Here is a 23,020-nt window from a genome sequence, read left to right on the forward strand (position 1 = left end):
GGTTTGACGCTATCCGCTGTTGGGTTTTAACTTTATACTCCCAACGACTTGTATTCAGAAAAGATATCGCACTGGATTAAGATGAAAACGATTGAAGTTGATGACGAGCTGTATCGCTACATTGCCAGCCACACCCTGCATATTGGCGAAAGCGCGTCCGACATTTTACGGCGCATGTTGAAATTTTCCGCCTCCTCGCAGTTAGCCGCTACACCCGCCAAAGCAGAGACTCCCGCCCCTGTTGCGCCCGCCGCTGAGCCTGAAAAGCCAGTGAACCCGGCGCGCGACCGCGTGCGAGCCATGCGTGAGCTACTGTTATCGGATGAATACGCCGAACAAAAACGCGCGGTCAATCGTTTTATGCTGGTGCTGTCTACACTCTATTCACTGGATGCAAATGCTTTTGCCGAAGCGACCGAGTCGTTACACGGCCGTACCCGCGTCTATTTCGCCGGTGACGAGCAAACGCTGCTGCAAAGTGGCAACCAGACGAAACCCCGCCACGTGCCGGGCACACCGTACTGGGTGATTACGAATACGAATACAGGCCGCAAATGCAGCATGATCGAACACATCATGCAGACCATGCAGTTCCCGGCGGAATTGATTGAGAAGGTTTGCGGCACCATTTAACTCTTGCGTCAGAAGGACCAGGCCATGGCAGTCAATAACCGTGCGGGACAGCCTGCACAACAGAGTGATTTAATCAACGTCGCCCAGCTCACCGCGCAGTACTACGTGCTGAAGCCGGAAGTGGGTAATGCGGAACACGCGGTGAAATTCGGTACGTCCGGCCACCGTGGGAGCGCCGCGCGCCACAGCTTTAACGAACCGCACATTCTGGCGATAGCCCAGGCGATCGCCGAAGAGCGTGCGAAAAACGGCATCACCGGGCCGTGCTATGTCGGTAAAGATACGCACGCGCTCTCCGAGCCTGCGATTATTTCCGTGCTGGAAGTGCTGGCCGCCAACGGCGTCGATATCATCGTGCAGGAGAACAACGGTTATACGCCGACGCCTGCGGTTTCGAATGCCATTCTTGAGCATAACAAACGCGGCGGCGCGCAGGCCGATGGCATCGTGATCACCCCGTCGCACAACCCACCGGACGATGGCGGCATCAAATACAACCCGCCTAACGGCGGCCCGGCAGACACCAACGTCACCAAAGTGGTCGAAAACCGTGCCAATGAGCTGCTGGCGAACGGCCTGAAAGAGGTGAAGCGCATCTCTCTGGACGAGGCCTGGGCGAGCGGCCGCATTCAGGAAAAAGACCTGGTGCAGCCGTTTATCGAGGGGCTTGCAGAAATCGTCGATATGGCCGCTATCCAGAAAGCGGGCCTGAAGCTTGGCGTCGACCCGCTCGGCGGCTCCGGTATCGAATACTGGAAGCGCATCGCGGAGCACTACAAGCTCAATCTCACCATCGTTAACGATCAGGTGGATCAGACTTTCCGCTTTATGCACCTCGATAAAGACGGCGCAATCCGCATGGACTGCTCGTCGGAATCGGCGATGGCCGGTCTGCTGGCGCTGCGTGATAAGTTCGACCTGGCGTTCGCGAACGACCCGGATTACGACCGTCACGGCATCGTCACGCCTGCGGGCCTGATGAACCCGAACCACTATCTGGCGGTGGCGATCAACTACCTGTTCCAGCATCGTCCGCAGTGGGGCCAGGATGTGGCCGTTGGCAAAACGCTGGTCTCCTCCGCGATGATCGACCGCGTGGTGGATGCGCTGGGTCGTAAGCTGGTGGAAGTGCCGGTTGGCTTTAAGTGGTTTGTTGACGGTCTCTACGACGGCAGCTTCGGCTTTGGCGGCGAAGAGAGCGCGGGCGCGTCTTTCCTGCGCTTTGACGGTACGCCGTGGTCCACCGATAAAGACGGCATCATCATGTGCCTGCTGGCGGCGGAAATCACCGCCGTAACCGGTAAAAACCCGCAGCAGCACTATGACGAACTGGCCGCGCGTTTCGGCGCGCCGAGCTACAACCGTCTCCAGGCTTCCGCGACCTCCGCGCAGAAAGCGGCGCTCTCGAAGCTCTCTCCGGAAATGGTCAGCGCCAGTACGCTGGCGGGCGACCCCATCACCGCGCGTCTGACTGCCGCTCCGGGCAACGGTGCGGCTATCGGCGGCCTGAAAGTGATGACCGAGAACGGCTGGTTCGCGGCGCGTCCTTCCGGCACCGAAGACGCGTACAAGATCTACTGCGAAAGCTTCCTCGGTGAAGAACACCGCAAGCAGATCGAGAAAGAAGCGGTGGAAATCGTCAGTGAAGTGCTGAAAAACGCCTGAATGCGCTCCTGAACAGGAGACGCGAAAAACGGCAACCTTCGGGTTGCCGTTTTGTTTTCATCGTGATGCCGCTCATTAACTGTGTTTATTGGTCAGCTCAAAGCGCGGCGACACCAGCCCGTACAGCGTCCAGCCCATAAAGGTGACTATCGCGCCATACAGCATCGCCTCCTCGCCGGACGAGTAGAGCGCGTAGAAGCTGTAAATCGCCCCGAGCAGCGCCACCAGATTCGCCGGTTTCGCCTTGCGCGGCGGCACTTTCGCCACCTGCTGAATAATCACCAGCGCCGCCATCGACAGAATATAGGGGATGATATTGGTCACCACCGCCAGGTTTACCAGCACGTTAAACTGCTTGTTAAGCGAAGGGCTGATGGTCATCAGCGACAGCCCGCTCTGGATAATCACAATCGTCAGCATCCCTTTGACCGGCGCTTCCGCGCGGCTCAGGTGGGAAAAGATTTTCGGGAAATAGCCCTCATCGGCGGAGGAGCGGAACACCTGGGCGATGGTGAACTGCCAGCCGAGCAGCGAGCCGCAGCAGGACATCACCATCAGCGCCATAATGATTTTCCCGACGCCCGGCGTAAACATCTGTGCGAACGCCAGCCCGAACGGCGCGGTGGAGTGGGCCAGATCCAGGTTTGGCACAATGCCTGCAATCACATTGGTCGAGACGATATAAATCACCGCCGCGCCCAGCGTGCCGCCGAGCACCGCAATCGGCACGTTGCGCTCCGGATTTTCCACCACTTCCGTATTGGCGCAGGCCGATTCCAGCCCCAGAAAGGCCCACAGCGTCATGGCGATTGACGATCCGACCGCATCGAAAAACGGCACGTGATGCGGGTTCCACGAGGCGGCATACAGTGTCGGGCTGAACCAGAACCAGCCGATGACCGACAGCCCGACCACCGGAATGATCACCCCCCAGACGGTCACGCTGCTGAGCTTGCCGGTAATACGCGCGCCGCCGAAATTAGCGACGGTGCAGATCCACAGCACGCCGATGGTGGCGATCCCGGTTTGCACCGGCGTTAAGGCCGCGCCGAACAGCTCGCTGCCGTAGCCGACCGCTGAAATAGCGATGGCCACATTCGCGATAAGCAGCGACACCCCGTAGGTGTAGTTCGCCATAAAATTGCCGGATTTGCCGAAGGCGTATTCCGCATAGCCGCCCATGCCGCCCGATTTACGGCTGTACATCCCGCATTTGGCAAACGCCCAGGCGAGCGCTGTCGAGCCAACGGCGGTCACAAGCCACGAGATAATGGAAATGGTGCCCACTTCGGCGAGTTTGGTCGGCAGCATGATAATACCGGAGCCCATCATGTTGACCATGGTCAGGATAGTCAGCGGCACAACGCCCATTTTGTTGGATTTGCTCATCATAACGCTCCTTCTGTACGGGGTTGCGAGGCAGGGTTTTCACTGACCACGTAACACCAGACCTGACGGCGACCATCGCAGGTTTCGACATAGACGCCCTGCAACTCCGGCGCGAAGCCCGGCAGCAGGTTGATCCCGTCTTCCAGCGCCTGAAAGTAATGCAGCGCCGCGCCGCCCCAGATTTCGCCGGGCACCACGCACAGCACGCCGGGCGGGTAGGGGAGCGCGCCCTCCGCCGCGATACGGCCTTCGGCCTGTTCAAGCCGTACCAGTTCAATATTGCCGCGAATAAACGCCTGGTGGGCCGCCTGCGGACTCATGGCGACGCGCGGGAAATGCGCTTTACGGAACATCTTTTTTTGCAGCTGTTTAACGTTACGGCTGGCGTAAAAGTCGTGCATCTCCTGGCAGAGCTGGCGCAGCGTATAGCCTTCGTAGCGCGCCTGGTGCTGTTTAAAGAGCGAGGGCAGCACGTCGACGAGCGGCGCGTCGCGCTCCAGCAGCGCTTCAAAGCGCGCCAGTTGCGCCACCAGCTGTTGCAGCTTGCTCATCTCCTCGGCGGGCGTCAGCAGGAACAGAATCGAGTTGAGATCGCATTTCTCCGGGATGATGTGGTTTTCACGCAGGTAGCTTGCGAGCACGGCGGCGGGCACGCCGAAAGCCTCATACTCGCCGGTGTCGGTGTTAATCCCCGGCGTGGTGAGCAGCAGCTTGCACGGGTCGACGAAGTACTGGTGCGGCGCATAGCCTTCAAAGGCGTGCCAGCGCTCGCCGGGCTCGAAGTGGAAAAAGCGCAAATCAGCCGCTATCTCCTGCGTCTCATATCTCTGCCACGGGCGGCCATCGACGGTCGTCGGAACAAACGGGCGAATGGCGCGGCAGTTTTCAAAAATCATCTTGCGGGCGTCAATGCCCTGTTCCACGCAGCGCATCCACATCCGGCGTCCGGCCTCGCCCTCGTGCATCCGCGCGTTAATGTCCAGGGCCGCGAAGAGCGGGTAAAACGGGCTGGTGGAGGCGTGCATCATGAAGGCGTTATTCATGCGCTTATGCGACACATAACGCGGCTGGCCTTTGATATGGCTGTCTTTTTTATGGATTTGCGAGGTCTGCGAAAACCCGGCCTGCTGTTTATGCACCGACTGCGTGACGAGAATGCCCGGATCGTTTTCATTAAGCGTCAGCAGCAGCGGCGAGCAGGGCGCCATCATCGGAATAAACTGCTCATAGCCGACCCACGCGGAATCAAAAAGCAGGTAATCGCACAGCGGCCCGAGCGTATCCACAACCTGACGGGCGTTATAAATCGTGCCGTCATAGGTGCCGAGCTGAATAACCGCCAGGCGGAACGGGCGCTTTTCTGCGGCCCGCGCAGGAGCCACTTCCCGCACCCGCTCGCGCAGGTAGCGCTCGTCGAAACAATGCGCGTCGATCCCGCCGATAAACCCGTACGGGTTACGCGCGGTTTCCAGATAAACCGGCGTCGCGCCCGCCTGCAACAGCGCGCCGTGATGGTTCGATTTATGGTTATTACGGTCAAACAGCACCAGATCGCCCGGTGCCAGCAGCGCATTAAGCACCACTTTATTGGCCGAAGAGGTGCCGTTCAGCACAAAGTAGGTTTTATCGGCGTTAAACACCGCTGCGGCGTGCTGCTGCGCGAGGCAGGGCGCGCCTTCGTGGATTAACAAATCCCCCATCGCCACGTCAGCGTTGCACAGATCGGCGCGAAATAGCGTATCGCCGAAGAAACTGACGAACTGATTCCCCGCGGGGTGGCGGCGGAAAAAATCACCGCCCTGATGGCCTGGGCAGTCAAACGCGCTGTTGCCCTGGCTGACGTAATCCACCAGCGCGCGAAAGAACGGCGGGCGCAGCGCGGTTTCATATTTCTGTGCGGCGGCCTCAAGCTGGCGGCCATAGTGTTCGCGGTACGTTTCACTGTCTTCGAAGACGCCCGCAACGCGTGGCAAATACTCCGCCGGCACCCGCTCTTCAGGCTGGCACACCACAAACACCGGAATACCAAATCCGGTCATTTCTATTTCATCGATAAGACCCAGGTAAATATCGCTGACGGTCATCACCGCCGCGGCGATATCAATATAGTCAGATTCGTGAATATTTATCGTCGTGCGGTCTGTTGAAAAACAGTCCGGGCATAAACGACTGACGCCAATTTTTAATGCTTGCATGATGTTTCCTTATTTCAGGCAAAGCAATCCCGCCACTTTTCCTCGCGGAAAATTGCTCAAGATAAATGTCGGGCAACATATTCCCGCTGCCTCTAAAAGGCAGTAGAGAAGATTTGCTCTTTTTAGGCCAGACAACCCCCACCCGGCGTTATGCCGGTATTACAAAGGGTTGTGGCAAAAGCGCGCGCGCATTCCCAGGCAGTTACCTGTTAATGAACAGCGTTAGGCTCTTTCTCAGGAATAAGCGGCGCGCAGCAGCGCAATACGCTAGCGGGCGTTAAAAAGGTGGAAGTCAAAGCAGTTGCGGTGGGCGAACATCATAATATGGGTCGTCCGCCTGATATGTGGCATAAACCGATTATTATTTTCCATGTGATTATTACCTTTCAGTAATTGAAAGCGTGGTCATTTTATCCAGGATGAGAGGTTAATCTGTGAAAAGGATCAACAAAAACGCGCTGAACCAGAAATAAATAGTCGTCATTTATGCATAATGTAGAGTAGATCGCTGTCGGTTGTAAAGATGTAGGTCTCTGGTTAATAAACGGTGTTCATTTTATTTGGGCCGAAAACCCTTCTTATTTAGACTAAAGAGAAAATAATAAATGAATAAAAATAAGGAAGGAGTGCAAAGCTATTCAGAATAAAAAGCGGGGATATTTAAAACCGCGCCAGGCGTGACGCGGCGTCAGCGTTAAAGCATAAACCGGTAGCCGATGCCGGTTTCAGTCAACAGATGGCGCGGGCGCGCCGGATCGCTTTCGAGCTTCTGGCGCAGATGGCCCATATAGATACGCAGATAATGGCTGTGCTCGACCGCGTTCGGCCCCCACACCTGGCTTAACAGCTGTCGCTGGGTCAGTACCTTGCCAGGGTTATTCAGCAGCACACCCAGCAGGCGAAACTCAATTGGCGTCAGGTGGATCTCCTCCGTGCCGCGCGTGATGCGTCTTGCGGCCAGATCGACTGTAATGTCGGAAAAGCGCACCACCGGATCGCTCTGGCTTGCACTCCCGTGGCGGCGCAGGGCTACGCGCAGCCGCGCCTGAAGCTCGCCAATGCCGAACGGCTTCGCGAGAAAATCATCCGCACCGGCATCGAGCGCCGCGATTTTGTCCTGCTCGTCGCTGCGCGCCGACAGGACAATCACTGGCGTCTGGCTCCACTGCCGATAGTCGCGGATAAAATCGATGCCGTCGCCGTCCGGCAGCCCGAGATCGAGGATCACCAGATCGGGCTTGCGGGTGGCGGCTTCAATCAGCCCGCGCTGGAGGGTTTCGGCGTCATAGACGCGCAGCCCTTCGCTCTCAAGCGCGGTGCGCAGAAAGCGGCGGATCTCTTTTTCATCTTCGACTATCAGAACGCTAATCACATGACCTCGTGGATATCCAGTTCCGGGGGCGTTTCGTTAGGCAGCAGCACATGAAAACTCGCGCCGCCTTCCGGGCGGTTACGCGCGTAAATCTCGCCGCCGTGCACCTCGACAATCGCCTGACAAATGGCAAGCCCCAGACCGACGCCGGGGATAGCGGATTCTTTATTGCCGCGAGCGAATTTAGCAAAGATAGCCTGTTCCTGACCAGCCGGAATACCAGGCCCATTATCCCAGACTTCCAGATCGAGCCGGTCGTCGCGCCAGCTCGTGCGCACGCCTGTCTGCGCCCGTGGCCCTGCGTATTTGGCGGCGTTCTCCAGAAGGTTAATCAGCACGCGCTCAAACAGCGGCCCGTCAACATGGATGAGGGTGAGCGGATCGCTAAGGCTGAGTTCGATATGCCGCCCACCGAGACCCGGCTCCAGCATCTTGAGCGCGCTGCCCACCACTTCTTCCACCGTCAGCCACTCTTTGCGCAGGTTAAAGCCGCCCGACTGAATGCGCGCCATATCCAGCAAATTATTCACAAGCCTTGTGGTGTTCAGTACATGTTGGCGGATTTCGCTCGCCTGGGGCGCGTGTTTTGAGCCTTCGGCTGCCAGATCGAGCGTCAGGATCTCCGCCTGGCCGAACAGCACCGTCAGCGGCGTGCGCAGATCATGGGAGAGCGCCGCCAGCAATGAATTGCGCAGCTGTTCGCGCTCGCTGGCGAGCCGCGCCTGCTCTTCGCTCTCGGTCAGAAAGAGCCGCTCAAGAGCGCTTGCCACCAGTAACGTGAAGGTTTCCAGCAGCCGCTGCTGCTCGGGGATCATCAACTGGCGCAGATTTCCGGGCTCGACAATGACCAGCCCGAGCGTTTTCCCGGCGGTGCGCAGCGGCAAAATTTGATACGGCACGCCGGGCAGGGTGTCGGTGCCCGCGCCGGCAGGCAAGCCTTTATCGAAGCTCCAGCGGGCAATGGCTTCATCCCACGGGGTGATTTCCGCGAGCGGCTGCGGCGCTTGCAGTTTGCCGTGTTCATCCGGCAGCAGCAGCAGGCCGCGGGCGTGAAAGGTGGAGGCGATAAACTGCTGGCTGGTGGCTGCGATATCGCGCGCGCTGCGGCCCACCGCCAGCGCTTTGGACATTTCGTAAAGATGGCGGGTGCGCTGCTCGCGATAGCGTGCGATGCGCGCCTGGTAACGCACGCCCGCGGTCAGGTTGCCGATAATCAGCCCAACGCTCAGCATCACCGCGAAGGTAAGCAGATACTGGACGTCAGAGACCGCCAGCGTGCCGCGCGGCGCGATAAAAAAGAGATCAAAGCTCACCACGTTGATAATGGTTGCCACCACCGACGGCCAGCGGCCATAAAACAGCGCCACCAGCACCACGCCCAGCAGATAGACCATCACCAGGTTGGCGGCGTCAAACGCGATAAGCCACTGGTGCGCCACCAGCGTAATCAGCGCGCAGAGCGCCACCGCCACCGCGCAGCCACGCAACTGTACCCGCCACTTCTCCATAAACGGGCGGTTATCGGCGGCTTTGGCGGTGGCAGGCGTCGGCTTGTCGTCCAGCGCGACAATCAATAAATCGAGATCCGGCGCGTGGCGCGCGAGCCGCTCGGCGAACGTATCCTGGCTCCACCAGCGGCGTTTATTGCGCCGCCCGATGACGATTTTGCCGAGGTTATGCTCGCGGGCGTAGCGCAGCACGGCTTTCTCCTCGACCGGGTCGGCGAGGGTGGCAGTCTCCGCGCCCAGCTCCTGGGCGAGATGCAGGGCGCTCAGAATGGCGCGGCGTGATGTTTCCGGTAGCTGGTGCAGGCGCGGCGTCTCCACATACACCGCATGCCAGACGCTGCCGAGCCGCGCCGCCAGACGCGCGGCGGTGCGCACCAGTTTTTCGTTGCCCGCGCCCTGGCCGATGCACAGCAGGATGGCGTCGCGCGTGTGCCAGACTTTCTCCTGGCCCTGGCGGTCGCGCCAGGCGCGCATCTGGTCGTCCACGCGGTCGGCGGTACGGCGCAGCGCCAGCTCGCGCAGCGCGATAAGATTGCCTTTGCGAAAGAAATGTTCGATGGCGCGCTCCGCCTGGCCTGCGATATACACTTTGCCTTCATGCAACCGCTGGCGCAGATCGTCCGGCGGCAGATCCACCAGCACGATTTCATCCGCCGCATCGAAAATCGGGTCGGGCACGGTTTCGCGCACCTGAATGCCGGTGACGCCGCCCACCACGTCGTTGAGGCTCTCCAGGTGCTGTACGTTAACGGTGGTAAAGACGTCGATGCCCGCGTCGAGCAGCTCATCGACATCCTGCCAGCGCTTCGGGTGGCGTGAGCCAGGCGCGTTGCTGTGCGCCAGCTCGTCCATCAGGATCAGCGCCGGGTTACGGGCAAGCGCCGCGTCGAGATCGAACTCCTGCACCACGCGGCCCCGGTGATGAATACGCTTAAGGGGCTGGATAGCCAGCCCCTCAAGTAACGCCGCGGTCTCCTGGCGGCCGTGGGTTTCCACCACGCCCACCAGGATATCGAGCCCCTGCGCCCGCAGGCGCTGAGCCTCCTGCAACATGGCGTAGGTTTTCCCTACGCCTGCGCAGGCCCCGAAGAAGATTTTGAGTTTTCCGCGCGTCCGGCCCTGCGTCTGTATCAGCAGGCGGTCCGGGTCGGGGCGCATCGGCTCTTCGGTCATGAGGGTTCCTTACGGTTGCAGGGCGTCCAGCGCCATATTCAGTTTCAGCACGTTAACCACCGGCTGGCCGAGAAAGCCCGCGAGAGGGGCGTCGGTGTTTTCACGGATAAGGCGTCCCACTTCCGCTTCAGAAATGCCGCGGGCCTGCGCCACGCGCGGGGCCTGCCAGAAGGCGGCCTGCGGCGAAATGCCGTAATCGAGACCGCTCGCGGAGGCGGTGACCAGCTCCACCGGCACTGCCGCGCGGGCGTCCGGGTTGGCGGCGCGCAGCGCCTGTACGCGCGCCTGAACCTCTTTATCCAGCTCCGGGTTGCTGGCGGCAAGGTTACTGCCGCCGGAAGCCATTGGATTATAAGGGGCTTCGGCCGTCGCGGAAGGGCGGCCCTGGAAATATTTCGCCTCGCTGAACGCCTGGCCAATCAGGCGCGAGCCGCGCACCTCGTCATTCTGGCGGATAAGCGAGCCTTCCGCCTGGTCCTTAAACCACCACTGGCCGAGCACCGTGGTCGCCAGCGGATAGACGCCGCCGGTGAGTATCGTCAGGAAAACCAGCAGGGTGAGTGCGGGACGTAACATAGCCATAATGATTCCTTTTAAACCAGACCAAACAGCGTTAACAGCAGGTCGATGAGCTTGATGCCGATAAACGGCACCACCAGCCCGCCCAGACCGTAAATCCACAGGTTGCGGCGCAGCATCGCCGCCGCCGCGAGCGGCTTGTAGCTCACGCCTTTCAGCGCCAGCGGGATCAGAAAGACGATGATCAGCGCGTTAAAAATAACGGCGCTGAGAATAGCCGAGGCAGGGGAGTGCAGATGCATTACGTTCAGCGCGTTAAGCTGTGGGTACGTCGCCGCGAACGCCGCCGGGATAATGGCGAAATATTTCGCCACGTCGTTGGCGATGCTGAACGTGGTCAGCGAGCCGCGCGTCATCAGCATCTGTTTGCCGATGTGCACCACTTCGATGAGCTTGGTGGGGTTAGAGTCGAGATCCACCATGTTGCCCGCTTCTTTCGCCGCCTGGGTGCCGGAGTTCATCGCCACCGCCACATCGGCCTGCGCCAGCGCCGGGGCGTCGTTGGTGCCGTCGCCGGTCATTGCCACCAGCCGTCCTTCGGCCTGGTACTGGCGGATCAGCGCCAGTTTCGCCTCGGGCGTCGCTTCGGAGAGAAAATCGTCCACGCCCGCTTCGGCGGCGATGGCGGCCGCCGTCAGCCGGTTATCGCCGGTGATCATCACCGTCTTGATGCCCATTTTGCGCAGCTGCGCGAAGCGCTCTTTGATGCCGCCTTTGACGATATCTTTCAGCGCGATAACGCCGAGCACCTGCGCGCCTTCGGCCACGACCAGCGGCGTACCGCCGGTGCGCGCCACGCCTTCCACAAGCGTGTCGACCTGCGCCGGGAACTGGCCGCCGTTGGCTTCCACGTGGCGGCGAATGGCGTCCACCGAGCCTTTACGGATCATCCGGTCCTGCACGTTGATGCCGCTCATGCGCGTCTGGGCGGTGAAGGGCACAAAGGTAGCCTGCAAATGCTGAACGTCGCGCTCGCGCAGGTTAAAGCGCTGCTTCGCCAGCACCACGATGCTGCGGCCTTCCGGGGTTTCATCAGCAAGCGAGGCTAACTGAGCGGCGTCGGCCAGCGTTTTTTCATCCACGCCGGGGGCGGGCAGGAAGTCAGACGCCTGGCGGTTGCCGAGCGTGATGGTGCCGGTTTTATCCAGCAGCAGCACGTCCACATCGCCCGCCGCTTCCACCGCGCGGCCGCTGGTGGCGATAACGTTCGCGCCAAGCATCCGGCTCATGCCCGCCACGCCGATGGCGGAGAGCAGCCCGCCGATAGTGGTCGGGATCAGGCACACCAGCAGCGCCACCAGCACCGTCACGCTGACTGCCGTCCCGCCGTATTGCGAGAACGGGTAGAGTGTGGCGGTCGCCAGCAGAAAGACAATCGTCAGCGCCACCAGCAGAATGGTCAGCGCGATTTCGTTCGGCGTTTTGCGGCGCTCTGCGCTCTCGACCATCGCAATCATACGGTCGAGGAACGTCTCGCCGGGGTTGACGCTGCACTGGATAACCAGCCAGTCGGAGAGAATACGCGTGCCGCCGGTCACCGAAGCGAAATCGCCGCCCGATTCACGGATAACCGGCGCGGATTCGCCGGTAATGGCGCTCTCATCCACCGACGCGCCGCCTTCGATAACTTCGCCGTCGCACGGGATAATATCGCCTGCTTCGACCAGCACGATATCGCCTTTGCGCAGGTCAGCGGCGGGGATGTGATCCATCTGGGCGTCGTGATGCGGCGCACGCAGTTTGCGGGCGAACGCGGTCTTTTTCACACCCTTGAGGCTGTTGGCCTGGGCTTTGCTGCGGCCTTCGGCCAGCGCTTCGGCGAAATTCGCGAACAGCACCGTAAACCACAGCCACAGGCTGATGGCAGCGGTAAACAGCGCCTCGCCAGGCAGTTTTCCGGCGGCAATCGCCAGGGCAATCAGCGTTGTCAGCAGGCTGCCGACCCAGACGATAAACATGACCGGGTTGCGCCACTGGGCGCGCGGACTCAGTTTTTTAAGAGCATCGAAAAGCGCCTGACGAACCAGCGAGGATTCAAACAGGGCCAGTTGCTTGCGACTCATGGATAGCGACTCCGCAATGGTCATTTCACAAGAGAAAGATGTTCCGCGACCGGGCCTAAGGCGAGGGCGGGGATAAACGTCAGGGCGCCCACCAGCAGCACCGTGCCCGTCAGCAGGCCGATAAACAGCGCGCCGTGAGTGGGCAGCGTGCCGGGGCTTGCGGGCTGCGCTTTTTTGGCGGCGAGCGAGCCGGCTATCGCCATCACCGGGATAATCACCAGGAAGCGGCCAAACCACATGCAGAACGCCAGCAGCAGGTTCCAGAACGGCGTGTTGGCGCTAAGGCCGCCGAAGGCGCTGCCGTTGTTATTGGCGGCGGACGACACCGCGTAGAGCACTTCGCTGAAGCCGTGAATGCCGGGGTTGAACATGCCCGCCCGGCCCGCGTCGGTCATCATGGCGAGCGCGGTGCCGAGCAGCACCAGCGCAGGCGTCACCAGAATCGCCAGCGCGGTCATTTTCATCTCGCGCACGTCGATTTTCTTGCCGAGGTATTCCGGCGTGCGGCCAATCATCAGGCCCGCGATAAACACGCCCAGCAGCACGAACAGCAGCATCCCGTACAGCCCGGAGCCGACGCCGCCGAAAACCACTTCGCCAATCTGCATCAGCCACATCGGGATCATGCCGCCGAGCGCGGTAAAGGAGTCATGCATGGCGTTTACCGCGCCGCAGGAAGCCGCCGTGGTGACGACCGCAAACAGGCTGCTCGCGAGAATGCCAAAGCGGCTCTCTTTGCCTTCCATATTGGCGGCGCTGTCGGCACCAAGCGTCAGGAAGTGCGGGTTGCCGGTGGTTTCAGCCCACATCACCAGCGCCACGCAGACCACGAAAATCACCGTCATGGTCCAGAGAATGGCGCGGCCCTGACGTGCGTCGCCCACCGCATCGCCAAAGGCGAAGCAGAGCGCCGCCGGGATCAGGAAAATAGCCAGCATCTGCACGACATTGGTGAGCGCAGTCGGGTTCTCAAAGGGGTGCGAGGAGTTGGCGTTAAAGAAGCCGCCGCCGTTGGTGCCAAGCATCTTGATCGCCTCCTGCGACGCCACCGGCCCCATCGGCAGCATCTGCCGCGCGCCTTCCAGCGAGGTGAACGGCTGGTAGGCTGAGAAGTTCTGAATCGCGCCTTGCTGAATAAAAAACAGGGCGATAATCAGCGAAATGGGCATCAGCACCCACAGCGTGACGCGAGTGAGATCCTGCCAGGCGTTGCCAAGCGTGGTCGCCGACTGGCGGGCAAAGGCGCGGATAAGCGCAAACGCCACCGCGATACCGGTCGCCGCCGAGAGGAAATTCTGCACCGCGAGGCCCGCCATCTGGCTGAAATAGCTGACGGTGCTTTCACCCGCGTACGACTGCCAGTTGGTATTGGCGACGAAACTCACCGCGGTATTGAGCGCCAGATGCCAGGACATTCCCGGCAGGTGTTGCGGATTCAGCGGCAGCACGCCCTGGCACATCAGGATGGCGAACAGCAGTACCAGACCAAGCGTGTTAAACAGCAGGATAGCCAGCAGGTAGCGCTTCCAGTCCATCTCTTCCTGACGAATGCCGAGCACGGCCCAGAGCGCGCGCTCCACGCCGCCCACGCCCGGCAGGGCTTCGCCGTTAATCAGCCGGGCCAGCAGGCTGCCCAGCGGTTTCGCCAGCGCCATCAGCACCAGCAGGAAACTGGCGATAAGTAAAAATGCGGACGCCGCCATCAGAACGCCTCCGCATTAATCAGGGCATACACCAGATAGCCCAGTAACAGGAAAACCAGCACGATGCCGGTTATCAGGCCTGCACTCACAATCCACCTCCAGTGGGGTTTTTGGAATATGTGCAGAGGGTAGGGATTCGGGCGTAAAGGTTTCGCAAAAATCGCGAAGCGGGGTGTAAAAAAAATATAAAAATGGCAAAAGCCATGATTTAACTGCGGGTTAGTATTTATTTAACCATTTTGTAACTTATTTACGATATCAATTGTAAAGATGGTAAGAATTCACCCTAAAAGCTGGTCGGATGAGTAGTAAAATTACAGGCAAAGCGATACAATTTTAACCAGCTCACAAAATCCGGTTTCCGGCCTTGATTGCCGGGCATGTTATGTAAGGGGGAAAAACCTATGTCTTTATATAAAAAATATCCTGCGCATCAGGTCTTCCTGCGTCGCGCGTTAGTGCTCCTGGTCGGCATTGCGGCCCTGCCGGTGATGCTGTTCTGGAAAGACCGTTCGCGTTTTTACAGCTATCTGCATCGCGTGTGGTCGAAAACCAGCGATCAGCCGGTCTGGATGGCGCAGGCGGAACAAACTGCCAGCTATTTCTACTGATTCGCGCGACTCCCTGAAAAACCGCTCATAAAGAGCGGTTTTTTTATGCCTGCGATACGCCGCGCCGCTGCGTTTTTCGCTGTCATCAGACTGGTGTTAACAGGCCGCCTCTGGCTACACTGAGAGTGTATAAAAATGAGGATGGCCGAATGAGTATAAAAATCCCTGTTGGCATTAGCGCCTGTCTTTTAGGGGAAAATGTGCGTTTTGACGGCGGCCATAAACGGCTTGCCTTTGCAGTGGAAGAGCTGGCCCCCTGGGTGAAATATGAGCCTGTCTGCCCGGAGATGGCGGTCGGCCTGCCGGTGCCGCGCCCGGCGCTGCGCCTGGTGAAAACCGACGACGGCCTGGCGCTGCGCTTTAGCGATAAGCGCGAAGGGGATTTAACCGCCGAGATGCAAACCTTTTCGCGCGAGCGCGTCAGCCGTCTCGATCACCTGTGCGGTTATATCGTCTGCGCCAAATCGCCAAGCTGCGGTATGGAGCGCGTGCGCGTCTACGATGCTGACGGTAAAAACAACCGTAAAGCCGGCCGCGGCATTTATACCGAAATCCTGATGAACGCGCTGCCGTGGCTGCCGGTGGAAGAGGACGGGCGTCTGCACGATCCGGCCATTCGCGAAAACTTCGTTGAGCGCATCTATACGCTGCATGAACTTCACGCGCTGCGCGCCGAAGGGCTGACGCGCGGCAATCTCATCGCCTTTCACAGCCGCTACAAACTGCTGCTGCTGGCGCACTCGCAGCCGCTCTACCGCGAGCTGGGGCGTTTTGTGGCCGCTATCGACCAGTGGGATTCGCTGGAGGCGTTTTTTGAGGAATACCGTCTGCGCCTGATGACGCTGCTCTCCATTCATGCGACCCGCCGCAACCACACCAACGTGCTGATGCACGTGCAGGGGTATTTTCGCAACCAGCTCAACGGACGTCAGCGCCAGGAGCTTTCAACGCTTATTGACCGCTACCGCCAGGGCACGCAGCCGCTGCTGGCACCGGTGACACTGCTTAAGCACTACATGGCGGAATACCCTGACGCTTATCTTGATCAACAACGCTACTTCGAGCCGTACCCGGAAGCGCTGCGCCTGCGCTATGGCCGTTAAACAAGGAATGTTATGACCACGCATCTGGTCTGGTTTCGCGCGGATCTGCGCCTCAACGACAATCTGGCGCTCGCCGCCGCCTGCCGTGACCCCGACGCGCGGGTCATCGGCCTGTTTATCGCGACCCCGCAGCAATGGCGCGATCACACCCTCGCGCCGCGTCAGGCGGCGTTTATTCACCAAAATCTGCAAGCCCTACAGCAGGCGCTGGCAAAGCGTGGCATTGCGCTGTTTACGCGCGAGGTGCCCGATTTCGCCGCCGCCGTGGACGCGCTGGCCGCGTTTTGCGATGAGCAGCAGGTCTCGGCGCTCTTTTACAACTATCAGTATGAGCTGAACGAAGCCCGGCGCGACGCCGCCGTTGAGCGCAGGCTGGAGGGCCACGTTGCCTGCCAGGGCTTTGACGACAGCGTGATGCTGCCGCCCGGAAGCGTCGTCACCGGCAACGGCGAGATGTATAAAGTGTTCACGCCTTACAGCCGGGCGTTTTTACGCCGTCTCGGCGAAGGCTTACCGGCCTGCGTCAGCGCGCCGAAGCCGCGTAACGGCGGCGCGATAACCGATGTGCCTGCGCTTGCGCCGTTTGATTACCCCTGTGAGACGCCGGACGCGCTGCTGTTCCCGGCGGGCGAAGAGGCTGCGCTTAAACGCCTGCGCGAGTTTTGCCAGACGCCCGCGGACGACTACCCGGAAAAGCGTGATTTCCCGGCGATTCGCGGCACCAGTTTATTGTCGGCGTATCTCGCCATCGGCGTGATGTCGCCGCGCCAGTGCCTGCATCGTCTGTTAACCGAACACCCGCGCGCGCTGGAAGGCGGCAGCGGGGCGGTGTGGCTGAACGAGCTTATCTGGCGCGAATTCTACCGACATCTTATCGTCGCCTGGCCGCGCCTGTGCCGCCATCAGCCGTTTATCGACTGGACGGCGCGGGTGGCGTGGCAGCAGAACGACGCCCATTTTCAGGCGTGGTGCGAAGGCAACACGGGGTATCCCATTGTCGATGCCGCCATGCGCCAGATGAACGCCACGGGCTGGATGCACAACCGGCTGCGGATGATCACCGCGAGCTTTCTGGTCAAAGACTTACTGGTCGACTGGCGGCGCGGCGAACGCTATTTTATGTCGCAGTTAATCGACGGCGACTTTGCCGCCAATAACGGCGGCTGGCAGTGGGCGGCCTCCACCGGCACCGACGCCGCGCCCTATTTCCGCATCTTCAACCCCACCACGCAGGGGCAGCGGTTTGACGCTGAGGGCGAGTTTATCCGCCGCTGGGTGCCGGAACTGAGCCATATTCCCGGCAAGGCGGTGCATGAGCCGCATCTGTGGGCGAAGAAAAACGGCAAGGCGCTGCGTTATCCGCAGCCGATTGTCGATCATAAACAGGCGCGCGTCGCGACGCTCGCGGCGTATGAAGCGGCCCGCAAGGAATAAGAGAGAGACCATGAAAAACAGCGAACTGGAACAACTGATCAACGACAAACTCAACAGCGCGACGTTCAGCGACTACGCTCCGAACGGCTTGCAGGTTGAGGGCCGCGACGAGGTGCGCAAAATCGTCACCGGCGTCACCGCAAGCCAGGCGCTGCTCGACGAAGCGGTGCGCCTGGAGGCCGACGCGGTGATCGTCCACCACGGCTATTTCTGGAAAGGCGAATCGCCGGTGGTGCGCGGCATGAAGCGCAACCGCCTGAAAACGCTGCTCACTAACGATATCAATCTCTATGGCTGGCATCTGCCGCTCGATGCGCATCCGCAGCTTGGCAATAACGTCCAGCTCGCGCAGTTGCTCGGCATTGACGTGAAGGGCGAAATCGAGCCGCTGGTGCCGTGGGGCGAACTGTCGATAGCGGTGTCAGGCCCGGAGTTCGCCTCCTGGCTTGAAGCGCGTCTGGGCCGCCGCCCGCTGTGGTGCGGCGATACCGGGCCGGATCTGATTAAGCGCGTCGCCTGGTGTACCGGCGGCGGGCAGAGCTTTATCGACAGCGCGGCGCGTTTCGGCGTGGACGCCTTCATCACCGGCGAAGTGTCTGAGCAGACCATCCACTCGGCGCGCGAGCAGTCGCTGCACTTCTACGCGGCAGGCCACCACGCCACCGAGCGCGGCGGCATTCGCGCGCTCAGCGAATGGCTGAATGAAACCACCGATCTGGATGTGACCTTTATCGACATCCCTAACCCGGCTTAATCAACACAAGAGAGGAAAACGTGCAGCGAGCCCGTTGTTATCTGTTAGGCGAAAGCGCCGTGGTACTGGAGCTGGAGCCGCCCGTCACGCTTGCCAGCCAGCAGCGCATCTGGGGGCTGGTGCAGCGCCTCGCGGACGTGCCCGCCGTGGTGGAAGTCATTCCCGGCATGAATAACATTACCGTGATGCTGCGCGAGCCCGGCACGATGGCGCTGGACGCTATCGAGCGGCTGCAACGCTGGTGGGAGGAGAGCGAGGCGATCATTCCCGAAGCGCGGCGCATTGAAATCCCGGTAGTGTACGGCAAAGACGCCGGGCCGGATCTGTCGGTGGTCGCACACCACGCCGGGCTCAGTGAAAAGCAGGTAGTGGAGATGCATGCGCAGGTCGACTACGTGGTCTATTTCATCGGCTTTCAGCCAGGCTTTCCATACCTCGGCGGGCTGGCACCGGAGCTTGCCACGCCGCGCCGCGCGGAGCCACGCCTTCAGGTACCCGCAGGCTCGGTCGGCATCGGCGGCAGCCAGACGGGCATCTATCCGCTGCCTACGCCTGGCGGCTGGCAGATTATCGGCCACACCTCGCGCGCGCTGTTTGATCCGCACAGTAACCCGCCGGGCCTGCTCGCGCCCGGCGACACCGTGCGCTTTGTGCCGCAAAAGGAGGGCGTATGCTGAAGATTATTCGCGCGGGCATTCACGCAACTATTCAGGATGGCGGCCGTTTTGGGCTGCGCCAGTACGGCGTGAGCCAGTGCGGCGCGCTGGATGGCCCGTCGCTGCACATCGCCAACCTGCTGGTGGGCAACGATCCTGATGCGGCGGCGCTGGAGATAACACTCGGTCAGTGCGTGGTGGAGTTCACCGAAGATACCTGGTTTGCGCTCACCGGCGCGGGCTGCGACGCGACGCTTAACGAACGCGCCGTCTGGACCGGCTGGCGGCTGCTTGCCCGCGCGGGCGAGCGCCTGAGCCTCAAACTGCCGCGCCGCGGTATGCGCAGCTATCTGGCGCTGGCGGGCGGTTTCGACGTGCCGGAAGTCATGGGCTCGCGCAGTACCGATGTGAAAGCGGGCCTCGGTGGTTTTGAAGGACGTCCTCTGCGCGACGGCGATGTCCTGCCCGTGAATCCGCCGACGCGCCATTTCCGCGAGGCGCGCGGCGTGAAGCAACTGCTGTGGGGCAACCGCATTCGCGCGCTGCCGGGGCCGGAGTATCACGAATTCAGCGAGGCGTCGAAAGAAGCCTTCTGGCGCACGCCGTGGCAGCTAAGCCCGCAGAGTAACCGCATGGGTTATCGCCTGCACGGCCACGTGCTGGAGCGCACCACCAGACGCGACCTGGTGTCTCACGGTCTGCTGCCGGGCGTGGTGCAGGTGCCGCACGGTGGCCAGCCCATCGTGCTGATGAATGACGCCCAGACCACCGGCGGCTATCCGCGCATCGCGTGCGTCATCGACGCCGATCGCTATAACCTCGCGCAGCTGCGCCTCGGCGAGCCGGTTCACTTCGTGCAATGCTCCATCGAAGAGGCGCTGGAAGCGCGCAGCGACCGGGCGCGTTATCTGCAACAACTGGCATGGCGGCTTAACGATGAAGATTGATCTTAACGCCGATCTCGGCGAGGGCTGCGGCAACGACGCGCTGCTGATGCCGCTCATTAGCTCGGCCAATATCGCCTGCGGCTTCCACGCGGGCGATGCGCAGACCATGCGCGAGAGCGTGCGGCTGGCGCTGGCGCACGGCGTGGCGATGGGCGCGCATCCGGGCTTCGCGGATCGTGAAAACTTTGGGCGCACGGCGATGCAGCTGCCGCCGGAGACGATTTACGCCGAGACGCTCTATCAGGTCGGCGCGCTCGCCGCTATCGCCCGCGCCGAAGGCGGCAGGCTGGCGCACGTGAAGCCGCACGGCATGCTCTATAACCAGGCGGCGAAAGACGCCGCGCTTGCCGACGCCATCGCGCAGGCGGTGAAGGATTTCGATGCGTCGCTGATTCTGGTGGGGCTGGCGGGCAGCGAGCTTATCCGCGCGGGCGCGCGTTATCGGCTCGCCACGCGCGAAGAAGTCTTCGCCGATCGCGGTTATCTGGCCGACGGTGCGCTGGTGCCGCGCAGCGAGCCGGGCGCGTTGATTGAGGATGACGACGAGGCGGTGTCGCGCACGCTGATGATGGTGCAGGAAGGGCGGGTGCGCAGCCGCGACGGCGCGTGGGCGACAGTCAATGCCCAGACGGTCTGCCTGCATGGTGACGGCGCGCACGCGCTGGCGTTCGCGCGCCGGTTACGCGAGGCGTTCGACGCGCGCCAGATTCAGGTCAGCGCGTAACTCAGAGCGATGCCGCCGCCCGCGCGGCGGTGTCGTAAAGCGAGGCAATCGTGCGCAGCAATTGCGCCGTTTCGCCAATCGCCGCGCCCGGTATGCCGCTCTCGACCTGAATCGCGATAAGACACGCCTCGCGCACGTCGCGGTATTTCATACACAGCGCTTTACCTTCCTCTGTCGTCGAAAAATAGAGCTCTTTGCCTACCTTTTCACTGGTGACATACCCGGCTTTAACCAGCTTTTTCAGCGCGTAGGTCACGATGTGCGTGTCTTCCACGTTGAGCACAAAGCAGATATCCGCGAGCTTTTTCTTGCGGTTGCGGTGGTTGACGTGATGCAACAGCGAGACATCAAACGCGCCCATATCCGGCTCGCCCGCTGCCGTCATGCAGCGCACCATCCATTTGTTAAAGGCGTTGCTGGTCATGATCAGCGCGTACTCCAGCTCCGATAATTCCGCGCAACGCTCCGACACCAGATGGCGGGACGACACAATGCGCCCGTCAGCAATATCGTCGTTATCAGTTGATACAACCGCTTTTTTCCGGCTCATGGCATCCCTTACGCTTTTGGGGGTATTGGCAAAAACTATAAAACGTCACCGACAAAATAAAAACATTTTATTGATAAATTGTTTACATAATTTCACCGTTCAGATATAGCTTTTTGGTCAGGTTCTGCACGTTCACAGCGCCTCTCACACAACAACGTTCGCCGCAATGCCCACGCTTCGCCACTGGCGAAGGAGCAGAATAGCCTTCGGCGTGCAACGCTCACTTTGGAAAGGGTAACAATGTATGGACGGTTCCTCTCTGTTGCCGCTCATCGGTATTCCGGTGGTGGTTATCGGTTTCGCGCTGCGTTTTAACCCGCTGCTGGTGGTGGTGGTCGCCGGGCTGACAACCGGGCTCACGGTCGGCATGGATTTCGGCATGCTGCTGGAAACCTTCGGTGAAAAGTTCGTCAACAGCCGCTCGCTCGCGACTTTCATTCTGATCCTGCCGGTGATTGGCCTGCTGGAGTATTACGGCCTGAAAGAGCGCGCCCAGGCGTGGGTGGCGAAAATCGCCAGCGCCACTTCAGCGCGTATTCTGATGCTCTATTTCGTGGTGCGTGAAGGCACCGCGGCGCTCGGGCTGATGTCGCTTGGCGGCCACGCCCAGACCGTGCGCCCGCTGCTGGCACCGATGGCCGAAGGGGCGGCGCTCAATGAATATGGCGAGTTGCCTGCGCATATTCGCGACAAAATCAAAGCCCACGCCGCCGCCTGCGACAATATCGCGGTGTTTTTCGGTGAAGATATTTTCATCGCCTTCGGCGCGGTGCTGCTGATTGACGCGTTCCTGAAAGAGAACGGCATTCCCGGTATCGAGCCGCTGCACATCGGCCTGTGGGCCATTCCGACCGCGATTGCGGCGCTGATTATTCACATGGCGCGCCTGCTACGCTTAGACGCCAGCATTCGCCGCGAGGTGTTGGCCTGGCGCGCAGAGCAGGGCAATCAGGAGGCCGCGCAATGAGTACGTTGCTGACCATTAACCGCGTCTACTACCTGATAGGCTTTATCGTCATGCTGCTGGTGGTGATGACGCTTCGCGATCGCGGTAATCCGAAACGCTTTACCACCGCGCTGTTCTGGTTCCTGTTCGGCGGGATTTTTCTCTTCGGCGATCTGCTGGTGCAGGAGCTGGGCCGCTCGCTGGCCTACCGCATTATCGGCGGCGCGGTGATTGTTATCGCGCTGCTGGCGGGCTTTGGGCTGGTCGGGAAGGGGCACTATAAAATTTCCACCGAGGAGGAGCGCGAGGTGTCGTCCCGGCGTCTGGGTAACTGGCTGTTTCTGCCGGCGCTGCTGATCCCGGTGGTGACGGTGATTGGTACGCTGTTTTTAAAAGGCGTCTCGGTGGGCGGCGTGTTCCTGCTGGATCAAAAACAGCTGACGCTCGCCGCGCTGTGCGTGGCGTGTGTCGCGGCGCTGCTGGTGGGCTGGTGGCTCACGCGCGGCACGCCGCTACATGCGATTCGCCAGTCGCGCCGTCTGGTGGATACCATCGGCTGGGCGGTAATTTTGCCGCAGATGCTGGCGATGCTCGGCGGGGTGTTTGTCGCCGCCGATACCGGCACGGCGGTGCAGCGCGTGGTGAGCCTGTTCGTCGACCCGGAAAACCGCTTCATGCTGGTGGTTATCTACTGCATCGGCATGGCGCTTTTCACGATGATTATGGGCAACGCGTTTGCGGCGTTCCCGGTGCTGAGCGCGGGCATCGCGCTGCCGCTGTTGATTAACCATCACCACGGCGACCCGGCACCGCTCCTGGCTATCGGTATGTACGCGGGCTACTGCGGCACGCTGATGACGCCGATGGCGGCGAATTTCAATATCGTTCCCGCCGCGCTGCTGGAGCTGAAAGACAAATATCAGGTGATAAAAATTCAGATCCCGACGGCGCTGACGCTGCTGGTGGTCAACGTTTTCCTGATGTATTTCATCGTATTTCGCTAAGGCCCACTAAG

21 protein-coding genes are annotated in these 23,020 nt (G+C 60.7%); 11 read left to right on the forward strand and 10 right to left on the reverse strand.

What is annotated here, in order from left to right:
* The first annotated feature begins 81 nt into the window (after positions 1–81).
* Positions 82–633 (forward strand): replication initiation negative regulator SeqA, encoded by a 552-nt coding sequence (gene seqA, locus ACUW6V_RS05215; RefSeq protein ID WP_054625008.1) that lies wholly within the window; start codon positions 82–84, stop codon positions 631–633.
* A gap of 24 nt (positions 634–657) precedes the next feature.
* Positions 658–2,298 (forward strand): phosphoglucomutase (alpha-D-glucose-1,6-bisphosphate-dependent), encoded by a 1,641-nt coding sequence (gene pgm / locus ACUW6V_RS05220; RefSeq protein WP_004387171.1) that lies wholly within the window; start codon positions 658–660, stop codon positions 2,296–2,298.
* Positions 2,299–2,373: 75 nt separating this feature from the next.
* Here the strand turns inward: pgm and potE are convergent, their stop codons facing one another.
* The 9 genes from potE to kdpF form a co-directional block, all read right to left on the reverse strand.
* Positions 2,374–3,687: a putrescine-ornithine antiporter gene (gene potE / locus ACUW6V_RS05225; RefSeq protein WP_097570214.1), complete on the reverse strand. Its 1,314-nt coding sequence runs from the start codon at positions 3,685–3,687 to the stop codon at positions 2,374–2,376.
* Positions 3,687–5,882, reverse strand: coding sequence for an ornithine decarboxylase SpeF (gene speF, locus ACUW6V_RS05230; protein WP_454038091.1), 2,196 nt, complete (start codon positions 5,880–5,882; stop codon positions 3,687–3,689). The genes potE and speF overlap by 1 nt, the downstream gene beginning before the upstream one ends.
* A gap of 267 nt (positions 5,883–6,149) precedes the next feature.
* Entirely contained in the window at positions 6,150–6,254 is a 105-nt protein-coding gene (gene speFL / locus ACUW6V_RS05235) for a leader peptide SpeFL (protein ID WP_015386889.1), read from the reverse strand.
* Positions 6,255–6,576: 322 nt separating this feature from the next.
* Positions 6,577–7,254, reverse strand: coding sequence for a two-component system response regulator KdpE (kdpE, locus tag ACUW6V_RS05240; protein WP_004387168.1), 678 nt, complete (start codon positions 7,252–7,254; stop codon positions 6,577–6,579).
* Complete coding sequence (kdpD, locus tag ACUW6V_RS05245; protein WP_097570216.1) at positions 7,251–9,935, reverse strand: two-component system sensor histidine kinase KdpD; 2,685 nt, start codon at positions 9,933–9,935, stop codon at positions 7,251–7,253. The genes kdpE and kdpD overlap by 4 nt, the downstream gene beginning before the upstream one ends.
* Before the next feature lie 9 nt (positions 9,936–9,944).
* Entirely contained in the window at positions 9,945–10,517 is a 573-nt protein-coding gene (gene kdpC / locus ACUW6V_RS05250; RefSeq protein WP_454038092.1) for a potassium-transporting ATPase subunit KdpC, read from the reverse strand.
* Positions 10,518–10,528: 11 nt separating this feature from the next.
* Positions 10,529–12,577 (reverse strand): potassium-transporting ATPase subunit KdpB, encoded by a 2,049-nt coding sequence (gene kdpB, locus ACUW6V_RS05255; protein ID WP_004387166.1) that lies wholly within the window; start codon positions 12,575–12,577, stop codon positions 10,529–10,531.
* Positions 12,578–12,597: 20 nt separating this feature from the next.
* Positions 12,598–14,280: a potassium-transporting ATPase subunit KdpA gene (kdpA, locus tag ACUW6V_RS05260; protein ID WP_171964073.1), complete on the reverse strand. Its 1,683-nt coding sequence runs from the start codon at positions 14,278–14,280 to the stop codon at positions 12,598–12,600.
* Positions 14,280–14,369, reverse strand: coding sequence for a K(+)-transporting ATPase subunit F (kdpF, locus tag ACUW6V_RS05265; protein WP_015386886.1), 90 nt, complete (start codon positions 14,367–14,369; stop codon positions 14,280–14,282). The genes kdpA and kdpF overlap by 1 nt, the downstream gene beginning before the upstream one ends.
* Before the next feature lie 315 nt (positions 14,370–14,684).
* On the opposite strand from kdpF, the gene ACUW6V_RS05270 reads away from it, so the two are divergent.
* The 7 genes from ACUW6V_RS05270 (at position 14,685) to pxpA (ending at position 20,509) form a co-directional block, all read left to right on the forward strand.
* Complete coding sequence (locus ACUW6V_RS05270) at positions 14,685–14,891, forward strand: YbfA family protein (protein ID WP_004387164.1); 207 nt, start codon at positions 14,685–14,687, stop codon at positions 14,889–14,891.
* Between the two features lie 149 nt (positions 14,892–15,040).
* Positions 15,041–15,994, forward strand: coding sequence for a YbgA family protein (locus ACUW6V_RS05275; RefSeq protein ID WP_161582548.1), 954 nt, complete (start codon positions 15,041–15,043; stop codon positions 15,992–15,994).
* Between the two features lie 12 nt (positions 15,995–16,006).
* Complete coding sequence (phrB, locus tag ACUW6V_RS05280) at positions 16,007–17,428, forward strand: deoxyribodipyrimidine photo-lyase (RefSeq protein WP_454038093.1); 1,422 nt, start codon at positions 16,007–16,009, stop codon at positions 17,426–17,428.
* 10 nt (positions 17,429–17,438) lie between these two features.
* Positions 17,439–18,182: a type 2 GTP cyclohydrolase I gene (locus ACUW6V_RS05285; protein ID WP_454038094.1), complete on the forward strand. Its 744-nt coding sequence runs from the start codon at positions 17,439–17,441 to the stop codon at positions 18,180–18,182.
* A gap of 20 nt (positions 18,183–18,202) precedes the next feature.
* Positions 18,203–18,859: a 5-oxoprolinase subunit PxpB gene (gene pxpB, locus ACUW6V_RS05290; protein ID WP_007900468.1), complete on the forward strand. Its 657-nt coding sequence runs from the start codon at positions 18,203–18,205 to the stop codon at positions 18,857–18,859.
* Positions 18,853–19,785 (forward strand): 5-oxoprolinase subunit PxpC, encoded by a 933-nt coding sequence (gene pxpC / locus ACUW6V_RS05295; RefSeq protein WP_085661620.1) that lies wholly within the window; start codon positions 18,853–18,855, stop codon positions 19,783–19,785. Before pxpB ends, pxpC begins: the two co-directional genes overlap by 7 nt.
* Positions 19,775–20,509, forward strand: coding sequence for a 5-oxoprolinase subunit PxpA (pxpA, locus tag ACUW6V_RS05300; protein WP_097641218.1), 735 nt, complete (start codon positions 19,775–19,777; stop codon positions 20,507–20,509). The genes pxpC and pxpA overlap by 11 nt, the downstream gene beginning before the upstream one ends.
* Before the next feature lies 1 nt (position 20,510).
* On the opposite strand, the gene ACUW6V_RS05305 is transcribed toward pxpA, so the two are convergent.
* Positions 20,511–21,059 carry a winged helix DNA-binding protein gene (locus ACUW6V_RS05305; RefSeq protein ID WP_004386658.1) on the reverse strand — a complete coding sequence of 183 codons (549 nt, stop codon included), beginning with the start codon at positions 21,057–21,059 and terminating at the stop codon, positions 20,511–20,513.
* A gap of 244 nt (positions 21,060–21,303) precedes the next feature.
* On the opposite strand from ACUW6V_RS05305, the gene ACUW6V_RS05310 reads away from it, so the two are divergent.
* Together ACUW6V_RS05310 and ACUW6V_RS05315 are read left to right on the forward strand one after the other, a co-directional pair.
* Complete coding sequence (locus ACUW6V_RS05310) at positions 21,304–22,026, forward strand: DUF969 domain-containing protein (protein WP_004386657.1); 723 nt, start codon at positions 21,304–21,306, stop codon at positions 22,024–22,026.
* Positions 22,023–23,009: a DUF979 domain-containing protein gene (locus ACUW6V_RS05315; RefSeq protein ID WP_454038095.1), complete on the forward strand. Its 987-nt coding sequence runs from the start codon at positions 22,023–22,025 to the stop codon at positions 23,007–23,009. Before ACUW6V_RS05310 ends, ACUW6V_RS05315 begins: the two co-directional genes overlap by 4 nt.
* Positions 23,010–23,020 lie beyond the last annotated feature (11 nt).

The sequence above is a fragment of the Cronobacter sp. 153480017-3 genome (genome assembly GCF_053627815.1).